Annotated in this window: 14 protein-coding genes; 4 read left to right on the top strand and 10 right to left on the bottom strand. The window is 74.8% G+C overall.

The features are described 5' to 3' along the window. Positions 1-45 precede the first annotated feature (45 nt). From AMOR_RS01125 to AMOR_RS01105, 5 genes are all read right to left on the bottom strand, one after another. Positions 46-294: a hypothetical protein gene (locus AMOR_RS01125; protein WP_248357623.1), complete on the bottom strand. Its 249-nt coding sequence runs from the start codon at positions 292-294 to the stop codon at positions 46-48. Between the two features lie 312 nt (positions 295-606). Continuing rightward, positions 607-1,806 (bottom strand): 3-phosphoglycerate dehydrogenase family protein, encoded by a 1,200-nt coding sequence (locus AMOR_RS01120; RefSeq protein WP_248357622.1) that lies wholly within the window; start codon positions 1,804-1,806, stop codon positions 607-609. Between the two features lie 139 nt (positions 1,807-1,945). Beyond that, on the bottom strand, positions 1,946-2,371 hold the full coding sequence (locus AMOR_RS01115; RefSeq protein WP_248357621.1) for a DUF309 domain-containing protein: 426 nt from the start codon (positions 2,369-2,371) through the stop codon (positions 1,946-1,948). Next, positions 2,368-3,501 (bottom strand): energy transducer TonB, encoded by a 1,134-nt coding sequence (locus AMOR_RS01110; protein ID WP_248357620.1) that lies wholly within the window; start codon positions 3,499-3,501, stop codon positions 2,368-2,370. Before AMOR_RS01110 ends, AMOR_RS01115 begins: the two co-directional genes overlap by 4 nt. 301 nt (positions 3,502-3,802) lie before the next feature. Then, positions 3,803-4,585, bottom strand: coding sequence for an acetoacetate decarboxylase family protein (locus AMOR_RS01105; RefSeq protein WP_248357619.1), 783 nt, complete (start codon positions 4,583-4,585; stop codon positions 3,803-3,805). A gap of 213 nt (positions 4,586-4,798) precedes the next feature. On the opposite strand from AMOR_RS01105, the gene AMOR_RS01100 reads away from it, so the two are divergent. The 3 genes from AMOR_RS01100 (at position 4,799) to AMOR_RS01090 (ending at position 7,232) form a co-directional block, all read left to right on the top strand. Then, positions 4,799-5,167: an immunity 8 family protein gene (locus AMOR_RS01100; protein ID WP_248357618.1), complete on the top strand. Its 369-nt coding sequence runs from the start codon at positions 4,799-4,801 to the stop codon at positions 5,165-5,167. A 92-nt stretch (positions 5,168-5,259) separates the two neighbouring features. Continuing rightward, a complete protein-coding gene (locus AMOR_RS01095) occupies positions 5,260-6,381 on the top strand; it encodes a pectinacetylesterase family protein (RefSeq protein WP_248357617.1) in 1,122 nt (373 codons plus the stop codon). Positions 6,382-6,527: 146 nt separating this feature from the next. Continuing rightward, the gene (locus AMOR_RS01090) at positions 6,528-7,232 is read left to right on the top strand and encodes a hypothetical protein (protein WP_248357616.1); all 705 of its coding nucleotides are present in this window, start codon (positions 6,528-6,530) and stop codon (positions 7,230-7,232) included. Between the two features lie 159 nt (positions 7,233-7,391). Here AMOR_RS01090 and glgP read toward each other — a convergent pair whose 3' ends face one another. The 4 genes from glgP to AMOR_RS01070 all read right to left on the bottom strand — a co-directional run bounded on the left by glgP (position 7,392) and on the right by AMOR_RS01070 (position 12,593). Next, positions 7,392-9,521 carry an alpha-glucan family phosphorylase gene (gene glgP, locus AMOR_RS01085; RefSeq protein WP_248357615.1) on the bottom strand — a complete coding sequence of 710 codons (2,130 nt, stop codon included), beginning with the start codon at positions 9,519-9,521 and terminating at the stop codon, positions 7,392-7,394. Positions 9,522-9,657: 136 nt separating this feature from the next. Continuing rightward, the gene (locus AMOR_RS01080; RefSeq protein WP_248357614.1) at positions 9,658-10,317 is read right to left on the bottom strand and encodes a DJ-1/PfpI family protein; all 660 of its coding nucleotides are present in this window, start codon (positions 10,315-10,317) and stop codon (positions 9,658-9,660) included. Positions 10,318-10,408: 91 nt separating this feature from the next. Further along, the gene (locus tag AMOR_RS01075; RefSeq protein ID WP_248357613.1) at positions 10,409-11,008 is read right to left on the bottom strand and encodes a hypothetical protein; all 600 of its coding nucleotides are present in this window, start codon (positions 11,006-11,008) and stop codon (positions 10,409-10,411) included. Positions 11,009-11,087: 79 nt separating this feature from the next. Continuing rightward, positions 11,088-12,593, bottom strand: a complete 1,506-nt coding sequence (locus tag AMOR_RS01070) for a hypothetical protein (protein WP_248357612.1) — start codon at positions 12,591-12,593, stop codon at positions 11,088-11,090. Positions 12,594-12,802: 209 nt separating this feature from the next. On the opposite strand from AMOR_RS01070, the gene AMOR_RS01065 reads away from it, so the two are divergent. Beyond that, positions 12,803-13,459, top strand: coding sequence for an alpha-ketoglutarate-dependent dioxygenase AlkB (locus AMOR_RS01065; RefSeq protein WP_248357611.1), 657 nt, complete (start codon positions 12,803-12,805; stop codon positions 13,457-13,459). Positions 13,460-13,484: 25 nt separating this feature from the next. Here AMOR_RS01065 and AMOR_RS01060 read toward each other — a convergent pair whose 3' ends face one another. After that, positions 13,485-14,534 carry an NAD(P)H-dependent flavin oxidoreductase gene (locus tag AMOR_RS01060; protein WP_248357610.1) on the bottom strand — a complete coding sequence of 350 codons (1,050 nt, stop codon included), beginning with the start codon at positions 14,532-14,534 and terminating at the stop codon, positions 13,485-13,487. Between the last annotated feature and the right edge of the window lie 49 nt (positions 14,535-14,583).

Here is a 14,583-nt window from a genome sequence, read left to right as displayed (position 1 = left end):
GCGGATTCTAGGGACGCGCGCCGTCCCGCGCGGGGCCAGGCCCCGTCAGGTCACCGCGGCGCGCCGGCGCTCCGCCCGGACGGCGAGCACCCCGAGGACCGCCGCGACGACCGGCGAGAGGACCGTGACGGCAAGGATCGCGAGCAGGACCACCGCGCCGCCGAAGAAGGCGAACGCCGCGGCCGCCAGCGTCGCGACGAGGACGACCGCCAGATCCTTCACCCAGGTGCGAGGGATCGGGGTCGCGAGTGTGGTCTCGGCCGGGTACTGCAGCGCATCGAATTCGGACGCCATCACGGACCTCCGCGGTGCGACCGTCGCGGCGACGGCCGCTTCGATACGTTCGGATACTCCGTCGCGAAGGCTGGCGCGATGCGGCGTTCTGTCTGGATTAGCAAGTCAATCCGAGGTGTTGCGGGCTAGTGCTAGACGACGATCAAGAGCAACCCGAACGCACGGTCGAGAAAAGGTGAGCGTTCCGCGGCTTCATCGACCGGAACCGTCTACGTTGACCGGAGAAGTCGATGTCGTGCGTCGGGGGCAGCCCATCAAACAGACGCCCGCCACAGGCTTCAGCCGCGAAGTCGAAGGGCATCGGCGCCGCGATCACAGATCGAAGCAGTCGACGAACATCACCTCGTCGCGCCGCGAGCGGATCCGCTCGAGCAGCGCGTCCGGCGGCCGCTCGCCCACGTCGATCGCGCAGCTCGCCGCCTGGGCCTGCTCGAAGATCGTGTTGCGGACCTCCTCCACGTTGATGCCGGCCTCGCGGATGATTCCGAGCACGTTCGCGAGGACTCCCACGCGGTCGAAGTGGCGCACGACGAGGCGGGCGCGGGCGGGCGTCTTCCGCGCGACGTTCACGCAGTTCGGCACCTCGCCGCTCCGCACGAACGCCTCGACGATCCGCACCGTCTCGCGCGCGATCGCGTCCTGCGCCTGCGCCGTGGAGGCGCCGATGTGGTGGGTGCCGTAGACGTCCGGGAGCTGCGCGAGCTCGCTCTGGAACTCCGCCTGGCCCTTGGCCGGCTCGCCTGCGAACACGTCGGTGGCGACCCGCAGGCGCCCGGCCCGGACGAGCTCGAGGAGCGCCGCCTGGTCGACCAGCTCGGCGCGCGCGGTGTTGACGAGCGCCGCGTTCGGCTTCATCGCGAGGAGGACCTCGCGCGACACGACGCCCCGCGTCTCCCTGGAGAGCGGGAGATGCAGCGAGAGCACGTCGCTCGCCCGCGCGGCGGAGAGGAGATCGGGGGCGCGCTCGATGCCGAGCGCCTTCGCGCCCTCGGCGGTGAGGGAGCGCGACCACGCGAGCACCCGCATGCCGAGGGCGAGCGCCCGCGTGGCGACCTCGCGCCCGATGGCGCCGAGGCCGGCCACGCCGAGCGTGCGTCCGTACAGGCCTGCGGCCTCGGAGAACCGCTTCTTGTCCCAGCGCCCGGCGCGGAGCGCCGCCACGTTGTCCGGGATCCGGCGATCGAGGGCGATGACGAGCCCGATGGCGAGCTCCGCGACGGCGATCGAGTTCTGGCCGGGGCAGTTCGCGACGTAGACGCCCTTCTGCGACGCCGCGGCGACATCGATGGTGTTCACGCCCGCGCCGGCGCGGATGACGAGGGACAGCGCCGCCGCGCGGTCGAACACGTCTGCGGAGACCTCCTTCGAGCGGACCACCAGGATCGACGCGTCCGCCGCCGCGGCGGGGAGGTCGCCCGCGGAGACGTCGGCGCGGTGCTCCACCTCGAGCCCGAGCGCGGCGAGGTCGGAGAGCCGGTCCTTCGGGAAGGCGTCTGCGACGAGGATCTTCACGGTGGCCTCCGCTGCGGATCGGCGGCCCGCACCGCTCGCGACGGCGCTACCGCCGGGTCGAGGTCGAGCGTCTTACCGCCGGGGGAGGGAAGCACAAGGGCGCACCGGGGGGACCCCCGCAGGGCCGGCCGGCCGCCGTTCACGTCGCGGCGCCGAGCCGAGGCGGCGGGAGCGCCGGCCGCGGGCCGCCGGCGTCCCATCGCCGCGCGGCCTCCAGCCACGCCTGCACCGCGGGCCGCAGCCGCGTGAGGTCCACGAGGCCGAGGTCGCCCGCCGCCTCGAGCTTCGCGAGCCCGGCCCCGAGCAGCTTCACCATCCCCGCCGGGCGGCCGTGCACGAGCCCCTTGTGGAACCCCGCGGCGATCTGGATGAGGCCCTGGAGCAGGAGCCGCACCCGGCCGGCCTCGCCGCGCCAGGCGTCCTCCCAGACCTCGTGCGCCTCGAACCACCGGGCCTCGTCGAAGCGTCGGCAGCCCTCCGCGAGCGCCTGGAGCGTCGCGGCGGACGGTGCGGCGGACGGCTTCCCCACCCCGGGGATGTAGCCGGCGCGCCGGCGCGTGGTCACGCGCTCTGGAACCGGATCGGCAGGACGACCCAGATCGACACCGGCCGGCCCTGCGCGTCGGATCCGGCGATCCACCGGCAGGAATGGACCGCCTGCACGATCGCGTTCCGGATCCGGACGTCCGGGACGTCCCCGAGCACCTCGATCCGCTCGACCGCGCCGCTCGGCAGGACCGCGAAGCGCACCACGTACGGGCCCGAGGTGAAGCCGGCGAGCTCTCGCGGCAGCCGGACCGATCGCGCGACGCAGCCGGCGGTCTCCTCGACGGGCTTGCGGAACCCGGCCGTCGCCCACAGCGGCGCGTCCTCGACCTCGTCCGCGCGCTTCGCCGTGGTCGCCGCCGTCGCCGCGGCGACGCTCGCGCCGCCGCCCCACGCGCCGCCCCCCTCGCCTCCGACGACGCCGCCGATGACGCCCTCGTCCACGGCGGCGGCGTTCGCCGGCGCCGCGCCGGGATCGCCCCAGTCCTCCACCGGCTCGCCGGGATCCGGCGGCTTCATCGCGACCTGGACCTCGCGCGGCTGGAGGAGCGCCGTCGGCGGCGGCGGGCGCACCCCGCGTGGCCGGCCCGGCCCCGGGGGCGTCGCCGTCGCGGGCCGGCGCGGCGCGGGCGCCGCGGGCAGCCCGGGCGCGCGCGGCGGACCGGGAGCGCGCGGGAAGGCCGCGGCGAGCTTCACCTCGACCATCGGGAGCTCGGGCGGTGTGGGCTCGGTGAGCGCGGCGGCCGCGGCGGCGACGCAGCCGGCCCCCACGACCTCGAGGGCCGCCGCGACGACGGCCCAGGCCGCGCGCCGTCCCGCCCGCTGCGCGAGATCGCGGCGCTGCACGGCGGAGAACACAGGCGCCGCCGGCGCGGGTGCGGGCGCCGGGTCGGCCGGGAGCGGCAGCGCCACCTCCTCTCCCGGCGCCCCGGCGACGCGGCCGAACAGGCGCCGCGCGCGCTCCGGGTCCCGGACCTCGGCAGCGTCGGGCGCGGGGTCCGGGGGCAGCGGGATGGCGTCCTCTCCATCGCTCCCTGCGACGCGACCGAAGAGCCGTCGCGCACGGTCGGGATCGCGGATCTCGGGCGACGGCGGGGGAAGAGGGTTCAGGCTGTCGGCGGGATCGACCTTCAGGATCGTGTCGAACATCGGCGTCCTCTCGTCCGCGGCGCGGCCGCGCTTCCCGCGCCGCCCGGGCTACCGCTCGGAGGTCCACCTGTCCGTATGGATTACGCCCGGCCGCCGCGGTCGTCCGGCGGTACGTTGTCGCTGCGTGAAAGAGGGAACGCCGCGGGGCTTGCGCCGCGAGGCACGCGCCCGGCGGCGCACCACTCCGCAGGAGCACGCGCCCGATGCGCACGCCAAAAGAGGTCGCGGAGCGCGCCGTCACCGCTGCGGGTGCGCGATGGCGCTGCAGGCGCGTGGCAGCCGCACCGCGCCCGGGAGCTCCTCACGTCCCGACGCGGCCGAGCGGCTCGCGCGCGGGGTGCGGGGCGTACAGGATGATCTCGAGGACGGGATCGAGCTGGTACACCACGGCGTGAGGCTCGAGCTCGAGCGCCGCGAGGTCGCGGGCCATCCCGTGCTCGGAGCCGAGGTCCAGCCTCGCGGCGTGGCGCCGGAGCGTCTGCGCGTGCTGCCGGCTGTTCATCTCCACGGGCGCGCAGAGGAGCCGCCCGTCCTTCATCGAGTAGAGCTTCACGTGCGAGCGCCCGGTGCCGTAGAGCTTCAGGTACTCGCCGTCGAGCGTGAGGATCCGCCGTCCCGCGTCGGAGACGGAGCACGTGAACCGGTCCTGGGATCGCGTGAACGTCACGTCGGCGATGAACTTCGGGTACCCGTACACCTCGACGCCGCCGGCGCGCGCCGGCTCGGTCGTGACCGGGAGGTGGAGCACGTAGCCGTGCAGCGCGTGGCGGAGCAGCTGCCCCGCCGCGTGGAGGAGGGGTAGCGGCCGCCGGCCGAACGCGACCATCGCCGAGACGATCACCTCGGCGTACGGTCCGATGTCCGTCCGGCGGTGCTCGAGCGCCGCGACGTTCACGAGGCAGCGCCCGGGCCGGAGCTCGACCGGGTGGAGGTCAGGGTCTGGCACGAGCGGCGCCACCTTGGCGGTCGACGCCGTGAACGCGGCCACCATCGCGGTCGAGTCGTAGTAGAAGATGGGCAGCGGACCGGTGAAGCCGCCCGCCGTGATCTGCGTCTGCTTCACTCCCTGGAAGAAAGCCGTCATCGTCGTCCTCCTTCCCCGGGCGGTCGCCTCGCGCCTCGGAGCGGACGCACCCGGACGGACACGATGATCCGCCTTTCCGGCCCGCGTGGACGTTCGCCACGGCGGGGCGGCTAGGACGGGGGGACGTCCTGAAGGGGCGGCGCAGGAGGGGCCGGCGAGGTGCCGGCCGGCGACGCCCTGCGTCGGGGCCGCGGGCGTGCTTCAATCCCACGCATGCGCGCGCGCCTGAAGGCCCTCCGGAGCGACGAGATCCACGACCTCGCGCGGTGGGTGCCCCCGCTGCCCGACGAGTTCGCCGTGCCGCTCGTGCTCGAGGTCGGGCCGCTCGGCCTGCGGGGTCGCGAGCGGTTCGATCTGCTCGTCGTCACGCCGCGGTGGCTGCTCGCCCGCCACGGACCGCGCGGCGCGGTGCTCGGACGCGGGCTGCTCGTCGTGTTCGAGTGGAGCCTCGAGCGGATCCGGAGCTTCCTGGCCCGCGAGGTGGAGCGGTGCACCGGGCCGACCTGGCCCGACGTCGCGCGGAAGGTGGCGCGCATCGCGGAGTGGGAGGGGGAGGGGGACAACGTCGTCGGGCTGCGGTAGCCGCCGGCGCCATTCGCTGTCCGTGTACGACATGTCGGGTTGAGCGCGCACCCTCGTCGCGACGACGATGGGCCGTTCCGGGAGGGAACGCCATGATCGATCGCCGCGCCGTCCTCGCCGTCGTGCTCCTCCTCGCCGGCTGCGCGCCGGGGTCGACGCCGCTCGTCCACCAGGGCTACCAGGGAAAGCCGCCGCTCGGCGCCGCGATCCCCGAGGCCGACATGCCGCTCGGGAGCTGGGCGTGGATCCCGTTCGACGACGCCTTCTGCGGCGACGGCTCGACGACCGGCCTCGCCGTGAACCGCGGCAGCGGCCCCGACCTCGTCGTCTTCTTCGACGGCGGCGGCGCGTGCTGGGACTACACGACCTGCGCCGCCGGGACGGCGGTGGACAGGTCCTACGGGCCCTCGGAGTTCGAGGTCGAGCGCGCGGACTACATCCCGAGCTCGTTCACGGACCGCTCGCACCTGCCGCCCGCGCTGGCGGACGCCACGGTCGTGTTCGTCCCGTACTGCACCGGCGACGTGCACGGCGGCGACGCGGTGAAGACGTACGGCAACGCGCTCGTCTCCGAGACCTGGCACCACGTCGGCCACGCGAACGTCATGGCGTTCCTCGCGCGGCTCGGGCCCACGTTCCCGAGCCCGCGGAAGCTCGTGGTCGCCGGGTCCTCGGCGGGCGGCTTCGGCGCGCTCGTGAACTACGAGGCGCTCCGCTGGTACTGGCCGGACGCGAGCGGCTACCTCGTCGACGACTCCGGGCCGGCCCTCGTCGGCGGCGACGTCCCGTCCGACTTCCGCGCCGCCTGGTACGCGTCCTGGGCGCTCGCGGAGGCGCTCGACCCCGTGTGCCGCGACTGCCGCACCGATCTGTCCGCGGCGTTCACGGCGATCGCGAAGAACCACCCGGCAGACCGGATCGCCTTCCTCTCGCACGCGCAGGACCCGGTGATGAGCGCGTTCATGCTGGACCTGCCGGCGGGGTTCGAGGCCGCACTCCGCCGGCTCGACGCGGACGTCCTCGAACCGCTCGCGCGCGCCCGCGTCTTCTACGACCACGACGGCACGACCGACGCCCACATGCTGCTCACGCCGCTCGCGCCCTACGCGGGCGACTACGTGGCGTCGCACGTCGAGGGCGGGACGAACCTCGAGGCCTGGCTCGAGGAGATGGTCTCCGACGATCCGGCGTGGGCCTCCGTGCTGCCGCCCTAGTCCCGCGGTGGCCGGGCCCTCGCCCGCGCGTTCGTGCGGCGGGCCGTGAGTGGACCGCCATCCGGTCGCCCCGGCCGGTCGCGCCTGACGGCGGCCGCCCTCACCTTGTGCGGGTGCGCCCCGCGTGGGCGCCGAGGAGGGCACACATGGAACGCATGGCCATGGCAGGACGGGGCTGGACGCTCGGCGTCTCCGCTGCCGCGCTGCTGATCGCGGCGGGTTGCCAGAAGCAGGGCGGGACCCAGGGCGGCAGCGCGCAGAAGCAGGGCGGCGATCAGCAGGCGACCGCGAGCCAGTCGAGTCAGCAGGCCGAGCAGTCCAGCAAGCAGGCCGCGGACGCAGACAAGAAGGCCGCCGACGCGCAGGGGAAGATGGCGAGCGACCAGAAGGATGTCCGCGAGGCGCAGCAGCAGCTCACCGAGACGCAGCAGAAGGCCCAGCAGGACCAGTCCAAGGCGCAGCAGTCCGAGCAGCAGGCGAGCCAGGCTTCGCAGCAGGCACAGCAGCAGACGGCGAGCGCGCAGCAGGCGACGCAGCCGCAGTCGGGGCAGGACACGCAGCAGCCGGCGGGCGCGCAGCAGTCGGCGCAGGCCTCGTCGCAGCAGAAGGACGTGAGCGGGCAGATCGTCAGCGCGAGCGCTCAGGAGATCGTGCTGCGGCAGGGAGGCGGCGGGCCCGACCTCCGGCTCACCGTGGGCCCGCAGACGTCCGTCATGGTCGGCGGTCAGCAGGGCTCGGTGTCGGATCTGAAGGAGGGGACGCAGGTCCGCGCGTCGTACAGCGGCTCCGCCGACAGGCCGCAGGCGATCCGGATCGAGGCGCAGGGCGCCAGCAGCGGGAAGCAGCAGTAGGCGGAAGCCCACGGCCTCGGGGCTCGGCTTCAGCCGTGGCTTGGCCTCGGGCTCCGCCTCGGGCCTGGGCGTCGGGGGCTCGAGGCAGGACCCGCGCCTTCCCTTCTCCCTCTCCCCCCGCGCGAGCGGGGGGAGAGGGCGGGGCTTGCGCGGGGACGATCACGGGCTGTAGACGTGCGCGACGTAGTCCTCGAGCGTGCGGGCGGTGATGAAGCGCGGCCCGATGCTCTGGAGAGACGCCTTCACCTGCCGCAGCCACGCGCGCGGGACCCCTGCCGCGTCCCGGTCGTAGAACAGCGGCACGACCTCGCGCTCGAGCAGGTCGTAGAGCGCGGCCGCGTCGCGCGCGTCCTGGGCGGCCTCGTCCGGTCCGGGCTCGCTCCGGATCGCCCAGCCGTTCCGGCCATCGAACGCCTCGCACCACCAGCCGTCGAGCACGCTCAGGTCGAGGCCCCCGTTCAGCGCGGCCTTCATCCCGCTCGTCCCGCTCGCCTCCTGTGGCGGTCGCGGGAGGTTCACCCAGACGTCGCAGCCCGCCACCAGCTTGCGCGCCATCTCCATGTCGTGGTCCTCGAGGTACACGACGCGCTCGGCCACGTTCGGCTCGCCCTTGAGCTCGAAGATGCGCTGCACGATGGCCTTCGCGCCCTCGTCGCGCGGGTGGGCCTTGCCGGCCATGACCACCTGCATCGGGTGCGGCCCGGCGAGCAGCGCGAGCGCGCGCGCCGGGTCGGCGACGAGCAGGTGGAGGCGCTTGTACGAGGCGACGCGCCGGGCGAAGCCGACGGTGAGGACGGCCGGATCGAACGCGCGGTCGGCCCGCTCGACGTACGCGATGGGCTCGCCGCGCGCGAGGCGATCCGAGATCGACCGGGCGCGCGCGAACGCGACGAGGTCCGCGCGGAGCCGGCAGCGCACCGCCCAGAGCTCCTCGTCGGGGAGCTCCTCGACGCCGGCCCAGCGCGCCGGATCCTCGGGGTGGGCGGTCCACTCGGGGCCGAGGTGTCGCGCGAGCAGCGCGCGCATCGGCTCGGCCATCCACGTGGGCAGGTGCACGCCGTTCGTGACCGCGGCGATGGGCACCTCCGCCGCGGGCAGGCCCGGCCAGTGCCGCGCCCACAGCTCGCGCGAGACCTCCGCGTGGCGGCGGCTCACGCCGTTCGCCGCCCGCGAGGTCCGGAGCGCGAGGTCGGTCATCCCGAACGGTGCGTCGTCGCTGGTGCCGGGCGGCCGCCCGAGGGCGAGGGCCGCGGCCGGCTCGATCCCGAGCGTCCGGAGCCACGGACCGAGCACGGAGACGACGTCGGCGGGCGCGTACGTCTCGTTCCCCGCGGCGACCGGCGTGTGCGTCGTGAAGACGATCCGGCGCCGCACCTCCCCCACGGCGCGCTCGAGCGTCTCGCCGCGGGCGAGCGCGTCCCGGGCGAGCTCGAGCGCGGCGAGGGCTGGGTGGCCCTCGTTCAGATGGAAGACGCCGGGGCGGATCCCGAGCGCCGCGAGCGCGCGCACCGCTCCGACTCCGAGGAGCGCGTACTGCATGAGGCGGTACTCGCGGTCGCCCACGTAGAGCTGCGACGTCACGAACCGGTCGATGGGCGCGTTCTCCGGGACGTCGCTGTCGAGGAGGTAGAGCGGGACCGCGCCGACCTGCGCGCGCCAGACCGCGGCGTGGACGGCGTGGCCCCGGAGCGGCACCTCGATCGCGACCGGCGCGCCGGCCGCGTCCACCGCGCGCTCGAGGGGGAGCTGCTGCGGCGGCACCACCGTCCAGTACTCGTGCTGGAGGCCGGAGGGATCGAGCCGCTGGTGGAAGTAGCCGCGGCGATACAGGAGCCCGACCGCGACGAGCGGGACGGCGCGGTCCGACGCCTCCTTCAGGAGATCGCCGGCGAGCACGCCGAGGCCGCCCGAGTAGATCGGGAGCGAGGCGTGGATCGCGTACTCGGCGCAGAGGAACGCGACGGGCGCGTCGCGCGTCCCCGCGGGCGTCGCGCGCGCCGGCGCGGCGCGGGCGGCGTCGAGCGCGTCGGCGAGCCGGTCCATGGCGGCGCGCAGCGCGGGATCCGCGGCGGCGCGCGCGAGCGCCGCAGGCGCCGCGAGGCGGAGCAGCCGCACCGGGTTCCGGCCGCAGGCGTCCCAGAGCTCCGGGTCGACGGAGCGCCAGAGCGCCTCTCCCTCCGGGCGCCAGCTCCACCCGTAGTCGAACGCGATGTCCGCGAGCCGCCGGATGGGGGCGGGGAGCTGATCGGCGAGGACGTCCTGCGCGCGCTGCGAGGCCGCGTGATCCATGGGGGTGGGGCGGCGCGGAAGGCGCGCCGCGGCGATGGAGCGTAGGCGCCGCGCGCGCCCGGCGGCGGCGGGGCCGGTGGGTTCCTCCCATCGCGCGATCCGGCGCGGCGCAGGGCGGGGTCGGACGCCGGTCGGGTCAGGTGTGGACCACGCGGTCGTCGCGGTACACGCCGTACGCCGCCTGGTACTCCATGACGCGGGCGACCTCCGCGAGGAACGCCTCGTCGTAGCCCGCGCGGCGCAGCAGGTGGAAGCCCATCTCCATGCCGGACGTGATCCCGCCGGCCGTGATGATGCGCCCCGCGTCCACGACCCGCGCGCGGCTCGGTCTGCACGCCGGCGCGATCTTCGACAGCCGATCGAGCGGCACCATGCCCGGCGGCGTCGCCTCGACGCGGTCCGGCTCCTTGCGGCTCGTCGCAGGGAGGCCGTCGAGGAGCCCCATCTTCGCGTAGACCCACGACCCGGTGCAGACCGCGGTGAGCAGCGTCGTCTCGGGCAGCGCGCGGATGAACGCGTGCAGCCGGCGGTTGTACGTCTCCTGCCGCGTCCCGTAGCCCCCGGGGACGAGGAAGGCGTCCATCGCGGGCTCGTCCGAGAAGGCGTAGTTCGGGAGCACCGTGAACCCCGCCTGAGCCTGCACCGGCCGCATCGCGTCCGCGATCAGGAACGCGTCGAGGTCGGCGTCGAACCGGCGCGCGACCGAGAACACGCCGTACGGCGCGGCGAAGTCGACGATCTCGGCGTCCTTGAAGACGTAGATCCCGAGCCGGAACCCGGGGCGGGTCGGAGCCATGCGCGCACCTCCGCCGGATTGGATACCCGGGGACGGCGGCGGTGGCGCGCCCCCGTCAGGTTCGAGGGGTGACGGACGCGCGCCCGTCCCGTCAGCGCTCGCCGCCCGCGCGCGACTCGTCCCGCCAGCCGTCGACGGTCGCGGTGGCCGTGCCGCTCACCGGCACCGCCGGGGCCCAGGTCGCCGGGACGTCCACCGTGTTCCCGAGCACCTCGTAACGGCCACCGCCGGTCCGGACGGCGACCTTCCCCTCCACCTTGAACGCGAGGGCGAGCGCGAGGCGGCCGCCCTGGACGCGCCCGGACCCCTTCGTCAGCCGCGCGTCGACGCGGCCCCGCGCGTCCGGACCGTCGAGCGTCACGGCGCAGCGCTGGCCCGCGTCGAGGGCGAGGGCGCCGCCGTCTCCGAGCCGGGCCGCGAGCTCGCACCGGTGGCCCTCCGCCGCGAGCGCGACCACGAGGTCGCGCTGGCCCGGACCGGGCTCGAGCACCGCGTCCGCGAACACCTCCTCGTCGCGATCGAGCGCGGGTCCGGCCGAGACGCGACCTTTGCCGTGGAGGCGGTACGTGCCGTGGACGTCGGGCTCCGCAGCCCGCGCCGCGGAGTCCGACCGGACGAGGACGGGCGCTGCCGCCGCCGCGAGGGCGACCGCGAGCACGCGAGCGGCGACGTGGCGAGGGGCACGGGTCACGGCGGCCGATCATGCCACGAGGGGAGGGAGTCCGCCGTGTCCGGGCGGGGAGAGTCGGTCGTGGCCGGGGAATGCGGGGTCACGGGAACCGGTCGGCGGCGGATGCGGGCGCCAGGGCCGGGGTGACCGTCAGCCCGGGCCGCACGAGGACCGCGAAGCTCCCGTCATCGTAGACGCACGGCCAGGCCAGTCGCCGCCGCAACGCGTTGCCGCCGGGCGGAACGAGGACGGCGTCCGCCGGGTACTTCGAGAGGATGTCTCGCGGATTCGCTCGGCCGCCGTAGAAGGCCATGACGTCTTCGAACACCTGGTCGGGGTAAGCCGCCTCGTAACGGCCGTCGAGCGACACGTGGACCTCCGGGTGGAGCTTCCACGAGACGTACGCACCGGTCTCGAACGTGGTCATGAGGTTCCCGCGGAACCCGCTCGCCTTCAGGAACCGGGTTGCGCCGACGGGGTATGCGAGGGAATGGCCCGGGAGCGGCGACGGGCTGTTCGGCACTTCCAGCAGCCAGGGCGACCGCTGCGCAAGCAGCAGGATGAAGAAGAGCGCGAGCCCGGTGGCTGCGACTGCGGTCGCGCGAGCCGAGCGTCGCGTGATCAGATCGACCTGGCGCGCGAGAGGAGTTCCGACGAGGAGCGGCGGAGCGTGGCTGAACCAGACGACCGCGAACACGGGAAGCATCCGGCTCGCTCTCACTGCCAGCAGCGCAGTGACGGCGACGAGGAATGCTCCCTGCCAGACGCGCGCCCCGTCGCGCAGGCGCGCCCCCTCGCGCAACCCGTAGGCCCAGAGTGCAATCGCCAGGATGAACGCGAGTCGTTCCAGGCCCAGGCCGCTGGCGGTGACCAGCGAATCCCACTCGGGAATCCGCGTGCGAGGCAACGTGAGCGCTCTCGAGAGGTACGCGTAGTACGCGCCGCCCCAGGGGTTCGCCAGCACGAGCATCGCCTCGACGGCGATCAGCGCGACGACGTGGCGCACGGGCCGTCGCCAGACCGCTCCCTCGATCGCATGACAGCCGAGCAGGAGGGGGCCCAGCACGAAGCCGCCGTGGAGGTTCAACCACGGCACGAACAGCAGCGCGTGCGCCAGCGGCCAGCGTCTGCATCCGGCGCGGTCGCGCTCGATCATCCCGACGGTGATCGCCACGAGGAAGTACGTGTAGAGCTGCGCGCGGACGGGGCTGAACCCTCCGCCGGCGAGCAGGATCGCCACGGGGGCGGTCAAGACGAGCGTCGCCAGGTCCGCGCCGGCGCTCCGCGCGTTCCGCCCCGTCGCGATCGCGAGGCCGGCCGCGAGCCCGTACTTGAGCGCGAGGATCCCCGAGCCGCCGAGGAGCAGGGCCACTCCGAGCGCGATGAAGCCCGCCAGCCACTCGTGGTGAATGACGGACGGAAGCACCGGCGTGAAGGCGAACACGTCGGCGCGCGGGATCGCGCCCGTCCGGAGCGCCTCTCTCGCGAGCGCCATTTGGTGATAAAGGTCGGGATCGGCGACGTTCGCGGAGATCCGAGAGGCGAACATCGCGACGAGCGCGCTCGCGACGGCGATCCGCACGGCGACGTTTCGCTCCGCCCTCAAATCGCTCCTCCGACCGCCAGACGACGTGGTTGCCGGCGTTCAGCAGCGGCGTGGCACAGATGCTATCCCGCGCCGAGGAAGCCCGTGATCGGGGAAAGGCAAGCCCGCCCGGATCGCGACGGCGAACGCTTCCAGGTCCCCTCCGTCGCACCCCATCGTGGGGGCGCGCGCGGGCGGCTGCGGGCTCCGGTCGTTAATTGAATCGTCGCGTGCCCTCGCCGCTCCCCTACCAGCCGAGCCTGTTCGCCCCGCCGCGGCCGACGTTCGATCGGACGTTCACCGACGTCCGGCGGATCGCGCTCGATCCCGAATCGTGGATCGATCATGCGCCGGGCTGGGTGGAAGGGTCGGACGCGCTCTTCGAGGAGCTCCTGGCGTCGAGGCGCTGGGGCCAGCGGCGCCGCTGGATGTACGACCGCAAGGTCCTCGAGCCGCGGCTCACCGCCCCGTGGAGCGCCCAGTCGGGCGAGCCCCTCGAGCCGCCCGTGCTCGAGGAGATCCGGCGCGCGCTCTCGGCCCGCTACGGCGTCGTCCTCGACTCCGCGGGGTTCAACCTCTACCGCGACGGAGCCGACGGCGTGGCGTGGCACGGCGATCGGATCCGTCGCGAGATCCCGGACCCCATCGTGGCCCTGGTCTCCCTGGGAGAGCCGCGAAAGCTGCTCTTCCGCCCGCGCGCCGGCGGCCACTCCGTCGCGTTCCGGCTCGGGCGCGGCGATCTCCTCGTCACCGGCGGGCGGACGCAGCGGACCTGGCAGCACTGTGTGCCGAAGGTCGCGCGAGCGGGAACGCGGATCAGCGTCGCCTTCCGCCACGGCCTGGATCCCCGCGGTTACGGCGAGCCGACGGAGACGCCGGAGGGCTGACCCGACCCGCGGCGGACGGCGCGCGTCAGGTGCCCATCTCGTCCACCAGGCGCCGCACCAGCTCCGCCGCGGGGAGCGCGCGGACCCGGGCGACGCCCTGGCCCGCCCAGAGCGACAGGTAGTCCGGCTGCCCCTGCTTCGCCGCCGCCTGGCGCATCCCGCGCGTGAGCGCGTTCTGGAGCGGGTAGGGGAGGATCGCGCCGGGGCGCCCCTCCGCGGCGGCGATGAAGGCGTTCGCGAGGCCGCGGGCGGGACGACCGGAGAACGCGCGGGTCACGACCGTCGTGTCCGAACGCGCCGCGAGCAGCGCCTGCTTGTAGGCGGGGGACGCGCCGGACTCGGGGCAGGCGAGGAACGCGGTGCCGAGCTGCGCCGCCTGCGCGCCCGCGGCGAGCGCCCGCGCGACATCGCGCCCGTCCATGAGGCCCCCCGAGGCGATCACCGGGACGCGGACCTCGCGCGCGATGGCCGCGGTGAGCTCGAGCGTCGGCACGAGCGCGGCCTCGAAGGCGCCGCAGAACGTGCCGCGGTGGCCGCCGGCCTCGCCGCCCTGCGCGACGATGGCGTCGACGCCGGCGTCCGCGAGCGCCCGCGCCTCCTCCACGGTGGTCGCGGTGCCCGCGACGAGGATGCCCCGCGCCCGCACCCGGGCGAGGTCGTCCGCGGCGGGGACGCCGAAGGTGAAGCTGAACAGCGCCGGGCGCGTCTCGAGCACCGCCTCGAGCTGCTCCGGGAAGGGATCGGGTGGTACCGCCGGGAGCGCGGGCGCCGGGAGGCCCAGCCGCGCGTGCGCCTCGGCGACCACCCCGAGCGCCGCGCGCGCCTCGACCTGTGCTGACGCGGGGTAGCCGCCCGCGAAGAGGTTCAGGCCGAACGGGCGGTCGGTGAGGGCGCGGATCCGGCGGCACGCGTCGGCGATCTGCTCGGGCGAGAGGTACGCGGCGCCGACGGAGCCGAGGCCTCCCGCGCCGGACACCGCCGCCACGAGCTCGGGCGTGGACGGCCCGCCCGCCATGGGCGCGAGGAGGATGGGAAGGTCGACGCCCAGCCGCGCCGTGAGCCCGCTCCGTGCCATGAACGTCCTCCGCTGCGCTCGCGAGTGCGGCGGCGGCCCCTCTCGGAGG

Source organism: Anaeromyxobacter oryzae, assembly GCF_023169945.1.
GTDB lineage: Bacteria > Myxococcota > Myxococcia > Myxococcales > Anaeromyxobacteraceae > Anaeromyxobacter > Anaeromyxobacter oryzae.
Note: the sequence above shows the minus strand (reverse complement) of the source record. Positions and strands in the feature narration are given on the sequence as shown.